This is a genomic window from Ancylobacter tetraedralis (assembly GCF_014195655.1).
Lineage (GTDB): Bacteria > Pseudomonadota > Alphaproteobacteria > Rhizobiales > Xanthobacteraceae > Ancylobacter > Ancylobacter tetraedralis.
Map to the genome: position 1 here is coordinate 141,494 of NZ_JACICD010000007.1, position 16,884 is coordinate 158,377.

16 protein-coding genes are annotated in these 16,884 nt (G+C 66.3%); 10 read left to right on the forward strand and 6 right to left on the reverse strand.

The features are described from left to right. Window positions 1–1,068, reverse strand: a complete 1,068-nt coding sequence (locus FHS55_RS17575; protein WP_183191088.1) for a hypothetical protein — start codon at window positions 1,066–1,068, stop codon at window positions 1–3. A gap of 701 nt (window positions 1,069–1,769) precedes the next feature. On the opposite strand from FHS55_RS17575, the gene scpC reads away from it, so the two are divergent. The 6 genes from scpC (at window position 1,770) to FHS55_RS23760 (ending at window position 8,146) form a co-directional block, all read left to right on the forward strand. Continuing rightward, window positions 1,770–3,263, forward strand: a complete 1,494-nt coding sequence (scpC, locus tag FHS55_RS17580) for a succinyl-CoA:acetate CoA-transferase ScpC (protein ID WP_183191089.1) — start codon at window positions 1,770–1,772, stop codon at window positions 3,261–3,263. 45 nt (window positions 3,264–3,308) lie between these two features. Beyond that, on the forward strand, window positions 3,309–3,887 hold the full coding sequence (locus FHS55_RS17585; protein WP_183191090.1) for a nucleoside 2-deoxyribosyltransferase: 579 nt from the start codon (window positions 3,309–3,311) through the stop codon (window positions 3,885–3,887). Window positions 3,888–4,040: 153 nt separating this feature from the next. After that, window positions 4,041–4,319 carry a hypothetical protein gene (locus FHS55_RS17590; RefSeq protein WP_183191091.1) on the forward strand — a complete coding sequence of 93 codons (279 nt, stop codon included), beginning with the start codon at window positions 4,041–4,043 and terminating at the stop codon, window positions 4,317–4,319. A gap of 207 nt (window positions 4,320–4,526) precedes the next feature. After that, entirely contained in the window at window positions 4,527–5,786 is a 1,260-nt protein-coding gene (locus FHS55_RS17595; protein ID WP_183191092.1) for an aminopeptidase, read from the forward strand. Between the two features lie 121 nt (window positions 5,787–5,907). Beyond that, entirely contained in the window at window positions 5,908–8,007 is a 2,100-nt protein-coding gene (locus FHS55_RS17600) for an OmpA family protein (protein ID WP_210287045.1), read from the forward strand. Window positions 8,008–8,011: 4 nt separating this feature from the next. Continuing rightward, the gene (locus FHS55_RS23760) at window positions 8,012–8,146 is read left to right on the forward strand and encodes a hypothetical protein (RefSeq protein ID WP_281379733.1); all 135 of its coding nucleotides are present in this window, start codon (window positions 8,012–8,014) and stop codon (window positions 8,144–8,146) included. A 172-nt stretch (window positions 8,147–8,318) separates the two neighbouring features. On the opposite strand, the gene FHS55_RS17605 is transcribed toward FHS55_RS23760, so the two are convergent. Continuing rightward, a complete protein-coding gene (locus tag FHS55_RS17605) occupies window positions 8,319–10,691 on the reverse strand; it encodes a lytic transglycosylase domain-containing protein (protein ID WP_246340234.1) in 2,373 nt (790 codons plus the stop codon). A gap of 327 nt (window positions 10,692–11,018) precedes the next feature. Here FHS55_RS17605 and dapA point away from each other — a divergent pair, with 327 nt between their 5' ends. Next, window positions 11,019–11,909 (forward strand): 4-hydroxy-tetrahydrodipicolinate synthase, encoded by an 891-nt coding sequence (gene dapA, locus FHS55_RS17610; RefSeq protein ID WP_183191093.1) that lies wholly within the window; start codon window positions 11,019–11,021, stop codon window positions 11,907–11,909. Between the two features lie 155 nt (window positions 11,910–12,064). Further along, complete coding sequence (gene smpB / locus FHS55_RS17615; RefSeq protein WP_183191094.1) at window positions 12,065–12,538, forward strand: SsrA-binding protein SmpB; 474 nt, start codon at window positions 12,065–12,067, stop codon at window positions 12,536–12,538. A 79-nt stretch (window positions 12,539–12,617) separates the two neighbouring features. On the opposite strand, the gene efp is transcribed toward smpB, so the two are convergent. Further along, complete coding sequence (gene efp, locus FHS55_RS17620; RefSeq protein WP_183191095.1) at window positions 12,618–13,187, reverse strand: elongation factor P; 570 nt, start codon at window positions 13,185–13,187, stop codon at window positions 12,618–12,620. 125 nt (window positions 13,188–13,312) lie between these two features. On the opposite strand from efp, the gene epmA reads away from it, so the two are divergent. Next, window positions 13,313–14,356, forward strand: a complete 1,044-nt coding sequence (gene epmA, locus FHS55_RS17625; RefSeq protein WP_183191096.1) for an EF-P lysine aminoacylase EpmA — start codon at window positions 13,313–13,315, stop codon at window positions 14,354–14,356. Between the two features lie 15 nt (window positions 14,357–14,371). On the opposite strand, the gene FHS55_RS17630 is transcribed toward epmA, so the two are convergent. Both FHS55_RS17630 and FHS55_RS17635 read right to left on the reverse strand, forming a co-directional pair. Next, the gene (locus FHS55_RS17630) at window positions 14,372–15,046 is read right to left on the reverse strand and encodes a uracil-DNA glycosylase (RefSeq protein WP_183191097.1); all 675 of its coding nucleotides are present in this window, start codon (window positions 15,044–15,046) and stop codon (window positions 14,372–14,374) included. 48 nt (window positions 15,047–15,094) lie between these two features. Then, the gene (locus FHS55_RS17635) at window positions 15,095–15,715 is read right to left on the reverse strand and encodes a LabA-like NYN domain-containing protein (protein ID WP_183191098.1); all 621 of its coding nucleotides are present in this window, start codon (window positions 15,713–15,715) and stop codon (window positions 15,095–15,097) included. Between the two features lie 276 nt (window positions 15,716–15,991). Here FHS55_RS17635 and rpoZ point away from each other — a divergent pair, with 276 nt between their 5' ends. Beyond that, window positions 15,992–16,381, forward strand: coding sequence for a DNA-directed RNA polymerase subunit omega (gene rpoZ / locus FHS55_RS17640; protein WP_183191099.1), 390 nt, complete (start codon window positions 15,992–15,994; stop codon window positions 16,379–16,381). A 93-nt stretch (window positions 16,382–16,474) separates the two neighbouring features. Here rpoZ and FHS55_RS17645 read toward each other — a convergent pair whose 3' ends face one another. Further along, window positions 16,475–16,720: a hypothetical protein gene (locus FHS55_RS17645; protein WP_183191100.1), complete on the reverse strand. Its 246-nt coding sequence runs from the start codon at window positions 16,718–16,720 to the stop codon at window positions 16,475–16,477. Window positions 16,721–16,884 lie beyond the last annotated feature (164 nt).

The following is a 16,884-nucleotide window of genomic DNA, read 5'->3' on the forward strand; positions in this document are numbered from 1 at the left end:
TCACCATGTCAGCGAGCGGGTCGTGAGCGCGGCCGACGCGAACATCGCCAGCCGCCCACCGGCCGGGCTTGACGGGACGATTGGCGCGACGCCTGCCGGAAAGAGCGCGCGATCGAGCGCGCCAGAGCGCGGCGACAGCAGGTTCCGCGGCGATCCCGGAACCGCGCTGCCCTGGCAGGTTCGCGCCTGAAGCTTCTGCTGCAGATCCTCGATGCGCTGGCGCAACACCGCCTCGGTGCCGGCGGCCGAGCCTTGCCCCAACTCGGTGTTCGGGTAGAGCAGAACCCCAGGGATGAGCAGCAGGATGAGCATCATGGCGGCCACCGCGCAGGCAATGGCGACCGGCAGCCAGGCGCGCGATGGCGTGGAGCCGGCGGGCGCGGCCTGCGCAGCGGTCATCGCCGCCACTTGCCCCTCGGGCGCAAGAGACGCTCCCATCTCCGGCGGAACCAGGGCCGCCGCCTCGTTGTGCGACCGCGACGGCTCGACCGGGGATGCCGGGGCGGCCGTTGGCGTCGGGGAGGGGGGCGTTGGCTCGACGGATTCAAGGGAATGGAAGGGAGGTGTGGTGAGCCAGGGCGCGAACCGTCCGAGGTTCGAGGCGAACGTCCTGTCGCGCGCGTCCATGGAGGCCGCGGTTGCACTTGGCAGCAGACCCCAGTTCACCAGAACGGGGCGGCCGCCTACCAGGTGAAGATTGTTGCCGATATCCGTAACGTTGAGCCAGCGCTGAAGCAGGGGCCCGATGCCGGGATCGGACAAGAGGGGGCGCAGCCGCTCCAGAATGGCGCCGACCTCGCCCGCAACCCGGATCTGCGTGTGGAAGTCCAGTTCACGCCACTGCTGGATCGCGCCCGAACTGGACGCATACCACGCGACAGACGTTGCCGAGGCGCCATTGCCCCGCACAACCTGCGGCAAGGCGAAGAAATCGGCAGCATCCTCGCCAACTGCTGACCTGATAGATTCTATTATGAGGTTATAGCTGTCCAGAATATGGACATCATTTGCGGTAGACTCGGAATAATCAGAAAGTGAATGGCTTCCGATATATACATTCCGAATCACAGATAAATCTCACCCCTGGGAGAATGGATATTATATTGCGAATGTATAATATTTACGTCTCATGACGCGATGCATCGATCGCGAAATGCGAAATCACCCAAATTCTGTGCAGTCACCGACAGGTTAGATGTTGCCGTCGCGGCATGTCAACCGATGTAGTTAAAATTCAGATAAAAAACTCAACCATAAATTGTATGTGTACGAACTATATAGATGAGTGAATTTAGAATGTCGCAATGATATTTAATGCATAAGTATATATTATCGGATCCATGCAAAAATATCGAAATGTGAAATTTAAATAAGGTTAGTAACGTAATTTATTGAATAACATAAGGTAATTATATATCAATATATTGTATATTTCTATTTTAATATTTTAAATAATTGTCGATAATGTGTAATTCTTATGTGACTTATGGTTGTTTTTCATATGTTTCGCATCGCCTCTCTTTCTGGAGATGGAAAATGAGGTGCCCCATTTGCGCGTGCCATGTCGCGTTCCCGCCGGCCCAGTTCTGCGCCTGATGCATGGCAAGCGGCGCACGGCACCAAAGTCCTATCGCGGCGAGCCGGCCGGAGCGCTATCCGAGCGCAACTCCCGTTTCCCATGGGCCGGACTCCGCAAGGGCCGGGCCGTGAGCGAGGTTCCCGGGGCTCTCGTTCCCAGGGGCTCGTCCCCTTAAGCGTCAGGCCGCACCATGCATCGCGAACGTATCCGTCACGCCGGGCTGCTCGAAAAGATCGTGAGCGCCGAGGAAGCCGCTTCTCATATCCGCAACGGCATGACGGTGGGCATGAGCGGCTTCACTCGCGCCGGCGAAGCCAAGGCGGTGCCGCTGGCGCTGGCCGCGCGTGCCCGTACCGAGCCGTTGAAAATCACGCTCATCACGGGCGCCTCGCTCGGCAACGATCTCGACAAGCAGCTGGCCGAGGCGCACGTGCTCTCCCGGCGCATCCCGTTCCAGTCCGATCCGGCGCTGCGCAAGGCGATCAATGCCGGCGAGGTGATGTTCATCGACCAGCACCTGTCGGAGACGGTGGAGCAGTTGCGCACCCGCCAGATCGGCCCGGTCGATGTCGCGGTCATCGAGGCCGTGGCCATAACCGAGCAGGGCGGCATCATTCCCACCACCTCGGTCGGCAATTCCGCGAGTTTCGCCATTCTGGCGGAAAAGGTGATCGTCGAGATCAACACCTCGCAGCCGCTGCTGCTGGAGGGGTTGCACGACATCTACATCCCCACCCGCCGGCCGGTGCGCCATCCGATCCCGATCGTGGCCCCGGAGAACCGCGTCGGCCTGCCCTTCATCCCGATCGACCCCGCGAAGATCGCCGCCATCGTGGTGACGTCGAAGCTCGATTCGTCCTCCACCGTGCTGCCGCCGGACGAGGACACCCGCGCCATTGCCGGCCATCTCACCGACCTGCTCAGGCACGAGGTGAAGCTCGGCCGGCTGACCACCACGCTGCAGCCGCTGCAGGCGGGCATCGGCAGCATTGCCAATGCGGTGATGCACGGGCTGATCGACAGCCCGTTCCACAACCTCACCATGTATTCCGAAGTGCTGCAGGATTCGACCTTCGATCTGTTCGATGCCGGCAAGCTCGATTTCGCGTCCGGCTCCTCGATCACGCTGTCGCAGGCCAAGTACCAGGCGGTGCTGCCCGATTTCGCACGCTACAAGCAGCGGCTGGTGCTGCGCCCGCAGGAGATCAGCAACCATCCGGAAATCATCCGCCGGCTGGGGGTGATCGCCGTCAACACGGCGCTGGAATTCGACCTCTACGGCAACGTCAATTCCACCCATGTCGGCGGCACGCACATGATGAACGGCATTGGCGGCTCCGGCGATTTCGCCCGCAACGCCTATCTCTCGGTCTTCGTCACCAAGTCCATCGCCAAGAACGGCGCCATTTCCAGCGTCGTGCCGATGGTGAGCCATGTCGACCACACCGAGCATGATGTCGATATTCTCATCACCGAGCAGGGGCTGGCGGACCTGCGCGGGCTGGCGCCGCGCGAGCGGGCGCGGCTGGTCATCGCCAATTGCGTGCACCCGCTCTATCGCGACGCGCTGAACGACTATTACGAGCGGGCGCTCGCGCGCGCCGGGCACACCCCGCATCTCATCGAGGAGGCGCTCGGCTGGCATGCGGCGCTGCGCGAGCGCGGCACGATGTTGCCGGGGTGAGGGGCGGGCGCTAAGCACGACGAGGACCGGAACCGGAGAGCCGCCATGCGCCCACGCCTCTATCTGGCCGGACCGGAGGTGTTCCGGCCCGATGCCGCCGCGGAGGGCGAGCGGCTGAAGTGCCTGTGCCGGGAAGCCGGCCTGGAGGGGCTCTATCCGCTGGACGGGCAGGGCGATGACATAAGGCGCAACTGCATCGACAGGATCGCGCAGGCGGATGGGCTGGTAGCGAACATCTCGCCGTTCCGCGGCCACCACATGGATCCCGGCACCGCTTTCGAGATCGGCTATGCGCAGGCGCTCGGCAAGCCGGTCTTCATATGGTCGAACGAGCGGCGCCCGCTGGCGGAACGCATTGCGGCCGCGACCCCGGCGCGCGACGCGGACGGGCATCTCATCGAGGATTTCGGCAAGCCGGAGAACCTGATGATCGTGCCGGACGGCCACACCGTCTGGGCGGGGCCGGAGGAGGCGATCCATGAGGCGGCGCGGGTCCTGTCATTCGGCGTGAAGAATCGCGCCTTGCAGCGGCAGGTGCGGCGCTCGGTGCTGTTTGCGGCCACCGTCAGCCTCGCGCTGGCGCTGGCGGCGGGTATGGTGGCGAACCGGCTGATCGGCTGGTGAGAGAAGCGAGATCACCCGTACTTGACCCTATGTCCGGCATTCTCGCTTCCTGTCCGGCAAGATGATAAAATCGCGGCTCGATCGCAGGCTATGATCGATCCATCGGCCAGCCGCGCAAAGCGGCCGTGCCGCGCGAAACAGGGAGAGTTCAGCATGCGCCGTCTGTTCTTCGCCGCCGCCGCGATTGGTGCGCTGGCCGCTTTTGCCGGAAGCGCGCAGGCGGCCCAACTCCTGCCGCCGGCCTATTTCAATCCGCAGGTGCGCCATCTCGGGCCGGTGGAAGCGAACATCTACAACGCGACCGACGTGCTGCCGCAGGGCCGCCCGTGGTTCCCTTCGCTGGGGCCGAGCTACGGTACCTTCACCGATCCCTGGTTCCCGCCGGTCGGCACGGTGACGGTGCGTCCGGTAAAGGCGCCGATCCGCAAATAACCCGCTCTTTGAGCGACATCGGCTCCACGTGCGGCGCGGGACGGGTCGCGGCTTGTCTGAGGGCACGCCGCGATCGCGCCGTTTTTCGCGTCGAGCATCGCCATGCCTTGACGCCTGCCCTCCCGCCTCCCTTCTATGGCGGAGGCGCGGTCGGACGAGACGGTTCGGTCGCGCGCGCACTTCTGCCGCTAGCCTTTGGAGATGGCCATGACCAAGCACGCCAGCGTCGCCCCGCACGGATTTTCGCACGAGGAACAGCTGGACCGGCTGGGGCAGGTCGCCGTGCATGTGGGCCTCGGCCTGCGTCCGGGCCAGGAACTGGTGATGACCGCCTCGATCGATGCGCTGCCGCTGGTGCGCCGCATCACCGAGCATGCCTACAAGGCCGGCGCCAGCCTCGTCACCACGCTGTTCAGCGATGAGGAGGCGACGCTCGCGCGTTTCCGCCATGGGTCGGACGAGAGCTTCGACGTGGCGAGCGGCTGGCTCTATGAGGGCATGGCCGGCGCGTTCAAGAACGGCGCGGCGCGGCTCGCCATCTCGGGCGAGAACCCCTCGCTGCTGGCCAATGAGGACCCCGAGAAGGTCTCGCGTGCCAATCGCGCGCGGTCCAAGGCCTATATGCCCGCGCTCTCGCTCATCGCCGGCTTCGATATCAACTGGACCATCGTGTCCTATGCCTCGCCCGCCTGGGCCAGGGCCATGTTCCCGGATGACCCGGAAGACATCGCGGTCGCCAAGCTGTGGCACGCCATCTTCGCGGCCTCGCGCGTGGACACGCCCGATCCCGTCGCCGCCTGGGCGGCGCATAATTCCGCGCTTCACGCGCGCACGGCCCGGCTCAATGCCAAGCGCTACGCCGCGCTGCGCTTCCGCGGGCCCGGCACCGATCTGACGGTGGGACTCGCCGACGAGCATGAATGGGCCGGCGGCGCCTCGACGGCGAAGAACGGCATCGTCTGCAATGCCAATATCCCCACCGAGGAGGTCTTCACCACGCCGCACAAGGCCCGGGTGGACGGCGTCGTGGCCAGCACCAAGCCGCTCTCCTATCAGGGCACGCTGATCCGTGACATCGCGGTGCGCTTCGAGGGCGGGCGCATCGTCGAGGCCAGTGCGCGCACGGGCTCGGATGTGCTGAACAAGGTGCTCGACACGGACGAGGGCTCGCGCCGGCTCGGCGAGGTGGCGCTGGTGCCGCATTCCTCCCCGATCTCGAAGAGCGGGCTGCTGTTCTACAACACGCTCTATGACGAGAACGCCTCCAGCCACATCGCGCTCGGACAGTCCTATTCCAAGTGCTTCATCAATGGCTCCGCCCTCTCGCCGGAGGAACTCGCCGCGCGGGGCGCCAATACCAGCCTTATCCACATCGACTGGATGATTGGCTCGGGTGAGGTGGATGTGGACGGCATCACCGCCGCCGGCGCGGCCGAACCGGTGATGCGGGGCGGCGAATGGGTATGAAGCCGGCCCCGGCCCGGCTTACGCCGCTTCCCGATCGCCCGGATCTATGATGAATTCGCGCCGCGTCGCGGCGGCCGGGGGAACGGCCGCCGATATGTCGCGCGGTCGAGGGACGCGTCTCATGTGTCGTTGGCGGGCCTGGTGGAAGGGATTGCCGTTCCTCGCGGTGCTGATCGCGGCCGCCATCGTCTTTGCCCGTGCACCCATCGAGCAGACCCTCGCGACGCGGGCCGACGCGCTGTTGTTGAGCATCGGCGAATCCTGGGCGCATGCGCGTTTCGACGGCCGCGACGCCATCATCGAGGGTGAGGCGCTGTCGGAGGAGGCACGGGTGAAGGTGCGCGCCGAGATGGCGCAGATGTTTGGCGTCGGGCGAGTCGATGACCGCACCACCCTGCTGCCGGAGCGCCGGCCCTTCACCTTCGCGGCGATTCGCGACGGCTCCAAGTTGCATCTGGAGGGCTACGTGCCTTCAAGCTATGCGCGCCGGCGCATCGTGGAGGCCGCCAGCCAGATGACCCCCGGCGTGATCGTGACTGGGGCGAAGGAGCTGGTCCGCGCGCGCGGCGTGCCGGCGGGAGATTTCATCGGCATGGTGGTGTTCGGCATCCAGCAGCTCGCCCGGATGCCGGCTGGTCGCATCACGCTGTCGGATGATTCCTTCTCCATCGAAGGGCGCGCGCCCGATTTTGCCGCCTATGACGAGCTGGAGGTGACGGTTCGCACCGACCTGCCCGTCGATTTCAAGCTCGCGCGTTTTGCCGTGCTGCCGCCCGTCGTGTCGCCCTTCGTCTGGTCGGCGACGCGCGAGGGGGACGGCGTGACGCTGGCGGGCTATATCCCGCTCGGCGATGCGCGCCGGGCTCTGCTCGATCTGGTGCGGGCGGCGGTGCCGGGCGCCGCCATTTCCGACCAGCTGCGGCTGGCCGATGGGTCGCCACCGGCCGATGGCTGGCTCAAGGCGGTCGGCTTCGCGCTTTCCCAGCTCGGGCGCCTGCCCGATGGCAAGGTCTCGCTGTCCGGCACCACCGTCGCGATCGATGGCAAGGCGCCGGACTTCGCCGCCTATGACACGCTGGCCGGCGCGCGGCGCTCGCTCCCCGAGGGCTATACGCTGACCCGGTTCGCGGTCGAGCCGCCCACGGTCGCGCCCTTCGTGTGGGGCGTGCTGCGCGGAGGCAACGGGCTGCGGCTCACCGGCTATGCGCCCTCGGAAGATGCCAAGCGCCTGGTGCTGGACGCGATCAAGGCGGGCTTTCCCGGCGTGAAGCTGAGCGACGAGATGCGCATCGCCGCGGGCGGACCGCCGGCCGAGGCCTGGGTGAATGCCACCGTGTTCGGCGTGGGGCAGCTGGCCAAGCTGCGCACCGGCGCGCTGCGCGGCAATGGGGCGGCGCTGTCGCTCAGCGGCGAGGCGCTCGATTCTGCGGCCTATACCACCGTGCAGGCGGCCTCCACCGTGCCCCCGCCGGGCGGTTTCGTGCTGGAGCGCGACGTGCGCCCGCCCATCGTCTCGCCCTATGTGTTCGGCCTGCGCCTCGATGCCGATGGGCTGACCGTCTCGGGCTTCTACCCCACGCCCGAGGAGCACGAGAAGCTGGTGGCCGCCGCCAGGGCGGATCTGCTCGGCGTGCCGGTCAACGATGTGTCGGCGGTGGCGCAGGGGGCGCCGGCCGGCTTCGCGGTTGCCGCGCAGGCCGCGCTCATGGAACTGGCGCGGCTCTCGGTCGGGGAGGCGCGTTTCGACGACGCCAAGCTGCGCTTTTCCGGCACCGCGCTCTATGCCGGCGCGGTCGAGCAGATCCGGTCCAATCTGACCCGCGCGCTTCCGCCCAATTTCACGCTGGAACTCGCGCTCGATGTCGTTGTCCGGCCGGCAGCCACCGATACCGCCACCTGCCAGAAGGCGATCGACGATGTGCTGGCCCGCGGCACGGTTTCCTTCCTCGATGGCGGCGCGGCCATCGCGCCGGCCAGCCGCGGGCTGCTTGACCATATCGCCGCGGCAGCCGTCGGCTGCTCCGATGCGGTGGTGGAAATCAGTGTGCGTCAGCCCGGCACCGACGATGCGCTGGCGACGGAGCGGGCGCGCGCAGTGACCGCCTATCTCGTCGAAGCCGGAATTTCGCCGGAGCGTCTCGTCACCGGGGCACCGGCCGCTATCGCGCAGAGCCGGCCCGAGGGCGCCACCGAGGCTGGCCTGCAAGTGATCGTGAGGTGATGCGATGGGCTATCTGGCGCTTGAACTCTGGCCCTATCTCACCGGGGCGCTGGCCCTCGGCCTCGCTACCGGTTGGCTGAGTGGCTGCACGCCGCCGCGCCGGCCATCGTCGCCGGAAACCGAGGAGGTGAAGCCGTGATGGAGTTCGCCATCGAGACCGCGCTGATGCTGCTGGGCGCCTATCTCATCGGCTGCATCGGCGGCTGCTGGCTGCGCCGGACCCTCACCCTGCGCCGGCAAGCAGGCGCCTGAAGCGGTATCCCATGCACCCTCCCGGCGTCGCGGTGAGGACGCCGGGAGGGTCGGGACGATTACAGCCGCGAGCCGCGCAAATCCGCCTCAATCTGCAACGGGGTGCGGCTGCCGAAGCGCGCCTTGTAGATCTGCGCATTCTCCATCACCCGCTGCACATAGTTGCGGGTTTCCGAGAAGGGGATGCGCTCCACCCAGTCGATCGGGTCGACGGCCGGGTCGCGCGGGTCGCCATAGGCGGTGATCCACTTGGAGACGTTGCCGCGCCCGGCATTGTAGCCGGCAAAGGTCAGGATGTAGTTGTTGTGGTAATTGTCGAGCAGGCTGCGTAGCTCCGCCGCGCCGAACTGCACGTTGACCGTGGGATTGCCGAGCTGGGCGGGGTTGAAGGCCACCCCCGCGCGGTTCGCGATGGACCGGCCGGTGGCCGGCATCACCTGCATCAGTCCCGTGGCGCCGGCGCTGGAGCGGGCGGCGGGATTGAACATGCTCTCCTGCCGGGCGATCGCGAAGACCAGCGCCCGGTCGACATCCGGCGCGATTGGCCGATAGCTGGGAATGCCGATGGTCGGGTAGGCTTCCGCCTCCAGCAGGAAGCCGCGGCTGAGCGCGATCTTGCCGACGGTGGTCATGGTGCGGGCATCGCCATCGGCCCGCGCGACCTCGGCCAGCATGCCGAGTTGCGCCGCATCCGGCAGGCGTTCGGCGAGATCATAGGCAAGGGCCAGCTGCAGGCTCGACTTGTCGAGCTTCTGCAGCAGCTTGTAGATCATCACGCCCTCGTCGCGGGCGAAGGCGGCGCGCTGGGCGGCGTTGGCTGCCGGCGCGGCGTGCACCTTCACCGTGGGCGTGCCGAGGCGCGCGGCGGCCAGTTGGCCGTAATAGGCGGTGCTGTAATAGGACGCCTGCTCATATTGCTGGCGGGCATTGGATGTGGAGCCCAGCGCCTCCCAGGCGCGGCCCTGCCAGTAATAGCCGCGCGAGATGGTGGCGGGGTGCACCTGCTTTTCCGCCACCTTGCTGAAATGCTGCAGCGCCGTCTTCGGATCGTTGAGAAAGCGCAGCGCGATCCAGCCCGCGGTGAACTGCTGGTCGGCGCGTTTGTGCTCGTTTTCAGGTACGGCCGACTCGCGCACGACCTTGTAGGCGGCGCGGGCGTCGCCGGAATCCAGCAGGCCACGGGCGGTGAGGCGGCGCTCCACCCACCACTCGTCCGGATCGACCAGCGCGACGGGATCCTTGGGGCCCGAGGCCAGAGTCCTTGCGGCAGCGGCATAGTCGCCGTTGCGCCGCTGCAGCTTGGCGAGCGCGTAGAGATAGGCCGGGTCGGCGCGCATCGAGCCGGGCACGGCGGCCATCAGCTTGGCCGGATCGCCATTCTTGGCGAACAGCGCGATGCGCGCACGGGCCAGTGCGGTGACATCGTCGCCGGCGCGCTGCGCGGCGCGCAGGCCCCGTTCGGCATCCTCGCCATAGATCATCTTGTCGGCGCGATACTTGTGGTCCGCGCGCGTCAGCAGGCCGCTGAACTCGACCATCACGGTGGATTCGGTGTCGGAGGACAGCGCATCCTCGTGCCAGGCGTCACGCAGCCAGGCCGCGCCGGCCTTCTGGTCGCCGGCGGCGAACAGGGCACGGGCGAGGGCAATCTTGCCTTCGCCGGACAGCGGCGACTGCTCGGCGAAGAAGGCGAGGATCGTCTTGGGATCCTTGTTCTCGGCATAGAGCAGATATTCGAGGCGCCGGCGCAGCACGACGGGGGTCGGCAGCGTCGGATGCGCCTGCAGGATGGCGACCGCGCGGTCATAGCCGACGTCGCGCGCGGTGACGCGCAGCGCCAGCCAGCGCACCAGAGCCTGCGCACCGGGATCGCGCATGCTGTCGGCGATGGACAGTGCATCGGACGAATTGCCCTGCTCGACCAGCGAGATCGCGCGCTGCAGGTCTGCCGGCGCAGCGCCGCCGAACGAGGGCGTCGCGAAGGCCGGCACGCTCGCGGCAGCGGCAGGAATGGCAAGGGCTTGCGCGGCGGGCGCAGGCCTGGCGGGCGTGACCTTGGCGGGCGCAGCCTTGGCTGCCGCCTGCGCCGGCGACTTCGCGCCCGGTTTGGCGGCGGTCTTCTTCGGGTCGGATTTCTTGGCGTCCGCCTTCTTCGAATCAGGCTTCTTCGCGTCGGCCTTTTTCGGCTCCGGCTTCTTGGCGGTGGTCGTCTTCTTCGGCGGTGTCGGCGTGGAGGTCGAGGAGGTGTCGCCCTGGGCGCGGGACACCGAGGGCAGGACCGTCGTGCCCAGCAGCGCGGCCGCGATCAGCGGCAGTAGCAGGCCGCGGCGCGCGCGCAGCACGCGTGCAACCTTTGGCATCTGTCCGGCGGACATCGAAGCGCGGCTTTCCGGCTCGCGCGAATCCACGCTGGTCGTCGGCAAATTGCTCATGGGCCATCTACTCCCGGCGGATGTGCAAGACCCGCATCACGCTCGGTCCGGCCAGGACCGTCCCCACCCTTTGTCGCGCGATCTTATTGACGAATTGCTAACCAAATCCCCCCGCGATTTCCCGGGGGAGCCTCCATCTGCAACCTAGGCGCTCATCCCGGCGAAACAGGGGCAAGGGTGTGCGCTCGGGCGCGCTTTGCCAAGAGTTTGCCAGAAGCGGCGCAACAAGGCCCTTTCTTCCGGCGCGCCGACGCGATATCTGATGGCCCCTTTGCAGCGCCGCGCGGTCGCGACGCGAAGATGACGCGAGTATTCGAGGAGCGCTTCATGCCTCACACGCTGCCCTTCCGTGGATCCTTCACGGCGCTGGTGACGCCGTTCCGCGACGGCGTGCTGGACGAGAAAGCGTTCCGGGCCTTCGTCGATTGGCAGGTCGAGGAAGGCATTCACGGACTTGTGCCTGTCGGCACGACAGGTGAGAGCCCGACCGTCTCCCACGAGGAGCACAAGAAGGTCGTGGAATGGACCGTCGCGCAGGCGGCGGGCCGCGTGCCGGTGATTGCCGGCGCGGGTTCCAACAACACGATCGAGGCCATCGACCTCGCCCGCCACGCCGAGACGGCGGGGGCGGATGCGGTTCTGGTGGTCACGCCCTATTACAACAAGCCGGGCCAGGAAGGCCTGTACCAGCACTACAAGGCCATCAACGACGCCATCGGCATCCCGATCTACATCTACAACATCCCCGGCCGGTCGGTGATCGACATGTCGGTGGAGACGATGGCGCGGCTGTTCGAGCTGAAGAACATCGTCGGCGTGAAGGATGCGACCGCGAATCTGGTCCGCGTCAGCCAGCAGCGCGAGGTCCTCGGGCCCGGCTTCAACCAGCTTTCCGGCGAGGACCCGACCGCGCTGGGCTTCATCGCCCATGGCGGCCATGGCTGCATCTCGGTCGCTTCCAATGTGGCGCCCAAGCTCTGCGCCCAGCTGGTGGATGCGGCCCTCGCGGGCGACTACGCCAAGGCGCTGGAGCTGCAGGACCGGCTTTTCCCGCTGTTTCAGGCGCTGTTCGTTGAAACCAACCCGAGCCCCACCAAATATGCCCTGAGCGTGCTCGGCAAGATCGCCGACGAGGCGCGCCTGCCGATGGTGCCGGTGAGCGAGAAGACCAAGGAGATCGTCCGCGACGCCATGCGGCACGCCGGATTGATCAACTAGAGCCCGCGCCAGCCGGATCGCACCGCAATCCGGCTGGGGTGACGCGTTCTCTACTATCGGGTTAGAGACGGTTCACCGATCCGGTTGGTTCAACCGGATCGGATCCGGCTTTGAAGGGCCGGGACGGAGCGGGACGCTGTCCCGCGTGGAGCGACATGGCCGAAAAGAAGACGCAACCCCACAAGGTCGTCGCCGACAATCGTCGGGCGCGATTCGACTTCGAGATCGGCGAGGTGTTCGAGGCCGGCATCGCGCTGTCCGGCACCGAGGTGAAGAGCCTGCGCAGCGGCCGCGCGACCGTGGCGGAGAGCTATGTTTCGGCGAAAACCGGCGAGGCCGTCCTCTATAATTCCTTCATCCCGGAATATCTGCAGGCCAACCGCTTCAACCACGAGCCGCGCCGCCCGCGCAAATTGCTGCTGCACAAGCGGCAGATCGCCCGGCTGTGGCAGGCGGTCGAGCGCGAGGGCATGACTGTGGTGCCGCTCAAGATCTACTTCAACGAGCAGGGCCGGGCGAAGGTCGAGATCGCCATCGCCCGCGGCCGCAAGGCGCATGACAAGCGCGAGGCGCTGAAGGCGAAGGATTGGGCGCGCGACAAGCAGCGGCTGATGCGCGACCGCGGTTAGCGTTGCTCGAAGCAGACCGATAATAAAGAAAAACCCGGCACTTGGCCGGGTTTTTTTGTTTCATGGTTGAAAGCGGCGCTCAGTCCTTGGCGCGCTCGACATAGGAGCCGTCGGCCGTCATCACGACAATGCGGGTGCCGACAGCGATATGCGGGGGCACGGCCGAGCGCACGCCATTCGACAGGATGGCCGGCTTGTAGGAAGACGAGGCGGTCTGCCCCTTCATCGCCGGCTCGGTCTCCACCACTTCCAGCGTCACACGCTGCGGCAGCTCGATGGCGATGGCGTTGCCCTCGTGAACCGACAGCATGACCTGCATGTTCTCCTGGAGATAGGCCGCCTGGTCGCCGACCACGTCCTTTGAGACGGCCACCTGGTCGTAATTCTCCGGGTTCATGAAGTGGAAGCCTTCGCCATCCGAATAGAGGAAGGTGTAGGGGCGATCTTCGACCAATGCGCGCTCCACCTGCTCGGTGGTGCGGTAGCGCTCGGAGATCTTCACGCCGTCGGAAATCCGGCGCATGTCGAGCTGGGTCACGGGCGTGCCCTTGCCGGGGTGGATGTTGTCGGCCGTGAGAACCACGTAGAGCTTGCCGTCCACGTCGACCACGTTGCCCTTGCGCAGCGTGCTGGCGATGACCTTGACCATAGAGGTCCTCTGGCTGTTGGGTGCGCCGCATCGCGCGGAGGCACCGGGGGATTCCATTGGGCGCCTCCTATACTCGCGCGCCCGTCATCCGCCAACCCCAGGCGTATCGCTGGAGGAGCCGTCACATGCCGCTTTCCCTCTCCCCCTGGTGGTCGGCGCAGCGCCATGCCGACCGGCGGCCCTTCCTGCTGGCGCGCCAGCGCATCCAGGGCGCCCTGCGCGGCTTCTTCGGCGCGCGGCGTTTCATCGAGATCGAGACGCCCATCCTGCAGGTCTCACCGGGCAACGAGGTGCATCTGAAGGCCTTCGCCACCGAACTGGAGCGTCCGGACAGCTCGCGCGCGCCGCGCTATCTGCACACCTCGCCGGAATTCACCGCCAAGAAGCTGCTGGCGGCCGGCGAGGAGCGGCTGTTCACGTTCGCCCGGGTGTTCCGCAATGGCGAGCGCAGCGCGCTGCATCATCCCGAATTCACCATGCTGGAATGGTATCGCGCTCACGAGGGCTATGAGGCGCTGATGCGCGACTGCACCGTTTTGCTCGCCGCGACGGCGGAAGCCGTGGGCGCTCAGGTGTTCCACTTCGGCGGCCAGCGCTGCGATGTGGGTCTGGCGCCCGAGCGGCTCACCGTCGCGGAGGCGTTCGCCCGTTTCGCGGGCATCGACCTGATGGCCAGCGTGGGCGTGGAGGGCAATGATCGCGATGGGCTCTGGCGCGCCGCACAGGCCGCCGGCATCCGCGTGGCCGAGGATGACAGCTGGGCGGATGTGTTCAGCCGCGTCATGGTGGAGAAGGTGGAGCCCTTCCTCGGCCTCGGCCGGCCGACCATCCTGTGCGAATACCCCATCTCGGAAGCCGCGCTCGCCCGCCCCAAGCCCGGAGATCCCCGCGTGGCCGAGCGCTTCGAGCTTTATGTCTGCGCGGTGGAACTCGCCAATGCCTTCGGCGAACTCACCGATGCCGGGGAGCAGCGCCGGCGCTTCGAGGCGTGGATGGACGAGAAGGAGCGCATCTATGGCGAGCGCTACCCGATCGACGAGGATTTCCTCGCCGCACTGGCGCAGATGCCGGAAGCCTCGGGCATCGCGCTCGGCTTCGATCGGCTGGTGATGCTGGCCGCCGGCGCGCCGCGCATCGAGGATGTGCTCTGGGCGCCGGTCGCGCCCTGAAGCGCGGCGCCCGGCTCAGCCGAGCGTGTCGATATGCGCGCGCACCCGGGCGAACACCGCATGGAACATTTCCGTCGTCAGCACGCCGGTATTCGTGTTGTAGCGGGAGCAATGATAGCTGTCGAACAGCACCACATCGCCCAGCCGATGTACCGCGCCATGGGCGAACTTGTGGTGCGACAGGGTCTCGCCATGCGCGGCGAGCACCTGGTCATGGGCGATCTTGCCCAGCGCGACGATGGCGCTCAGCGCCGGCAGCAGGCCGATTGTGGCGGCGAAGAAGGGCCGGCAGTTGCGGATCTCGTCGGTGGTCGGCTTGTTTTCCGGCGGCACGCAGCGCACCGCATTGGTCAGGCGCGCGTCGCGCAGGCGCAACGAATCATCCGGCCGCGCCTCGAACGCACCGGTGGCGAAGCCGAACTTGATCAGCGTGGAATAGAGGAGTTCACCGGCATAATCGCCGGTGAAGGGCCGTCCCGTGCGGTTGGCGCCGCGCAGGCCGGGTGCGAGGCCGACAATGAGCAGGCGCCCGTCCTCCGGCCCGAAGGAGGGCACGGGCGCGTTGTGCCATGCCGGCTCCTGCGTCCGCCAATGCTCGCGGAACGCGACGAGGCGCGGGCAGCGCGGGCAGTCCCGCGCCGGCTCGGCGCCCGCCTGTGTAGGAGGGGCGATGATCGGCGAAACCTTCATGGCGGGCGCGCGCACCGGGCTCAGGGATTCGGGCTCAGGGATTCGAGCTCAGGGCTCGGACATCTCGTCGTCATCGGCGGCCGGCGCGGGCGCGCGGCGTTCGAGGAAGCGCGGTGGCTCGTGCATGCGGCTGGACCGTTCGGCCGGGTCGCGGCCGATGCGGGACTGCAGGTCGACGAGGTCGATGAAAACATCCGCCTGGCGGCGCAGTTCGTCGGCGATCATCGGCGGCTGGGTGTGCACGCTCGACACCACGCTCACGCGCACGCCCTTGCGCTGCACCGATTCCACCAGCGAGCGGAAATCACCGTCGCCGGAGAAGATCACGATGTGGTCAACATGGGCGGCGAGCTCCATGGCGTTCACCGCCAGCTCGATATCCATGTTGCCGCGTATGCGGCGGCGACCCTGGCTATCGGTGAATTCGCGCGCCGGCTTGGTGACGACCGAATAGCCATTATAGTCGAGCCAGTCGAGCAGCGGGCGGATTGAGGAATATTCGGTGTCTTCGACCAGCGTCGTATAATAGAAGGCCCGGAGCACATAGCCGCGGGTCTGGAACTCCTTGAGGAGCCGTTTGTAGTCGATATCGAAATTCAGTGCCTTGGTGGCCGAATAGAGATTGGCGCCGTCGATGAATAGGGCGATCTTTTCCATGCCGTGGGTCATTATGGGCAAACACCTGAAATAAGGACAATAATTCCCGCTCGTCCGCGATGCGGCGCAGCGAGTTGACCCCCCAATGATCCTAGACATAGCGCATTTGTGGCGGCGGCGGGACGGCCCGTGTGGCGTTTCCTGTGTTTATCGGCTGCATTTTTGACCGCGCTGGAGGTCGGGGAGGGCGCGTTGGGGCGAAAGGCGTGCCGTGGTGAAAGACTTGCCCTGAAGCACGCATTGGTTTATGGCGTGCGCTTTCCGATACACCGTCAGGAGTGCCGAGGCATGGCTCGCGTCACCGTCGAGGACTGCATCGACAAGGTCGACAATCGCTTCGAACTCGTTCTGCTCGCCGGGCACCGCGCGCGCACGATCGCGTCCGGCTCGCCGATCACCATCGATCGCGACAACGACAAGAACCCGGTCGTCGCCCTGCGCGAGATCGCCGAAGAGACCGTCTCGCCGGACGATCTGCGCGAGGAACTGATCCATTCGCTGCAGAAGTTCACGGAAGTCGACGAGCCCGAGCCCGAGACGGTTCCGATGATCGCGTCGTCCGCTTCGCAGGGCGCGGACGATTCCGACGTCATGCTCGACCGCATGACCGAGGAAGAACTGCTTGCCGGCCTGCAGGGACTGGTTCCCCCCGAGCCGAGCGACGACGACGAAGGCTGATCGAAGACGGCCGTGGTGCCTTGGTCACGGCCGAGAATCGAAAACCACCCCGGCGCCGGCGAAAGCCGGCGTCGTCGTTTGTCGGGCGGGATGTCAGCCCTTCACGACGCGGATCAACCGGTTTCGTTGCACGCGGTTCGGGCGGTTGGAGCTGAAAGCCGGCTCGCCGGTCGTCTCCCTTTGCTGCGCCTCGAGTTCCTCGTTGCGCTCCCGCAGCCGATCCAGCTCATCCAGGAGCGAGCTCTTGGAAGCTGCGCATGAGAGGGCTGCCAGCAGGAAGCCCGCGAGGCCGCCGCCCACATAGAGGGCGAGATATCCAAGCCACGGCAGCAATTCCACGATCGACAATCCCTCCGTTCAGGGCGGAGGTTCACGATAGTTGCAATTTGGGTGCAATTCAAATCTAGATTGCGATGGTATTTGAATGCCTTTTGCCTGTCGCAACTTGCACCGGATCGGAACCATGACGATATTCGCTGAACCCGGCGCGAGACGAGTCGGGC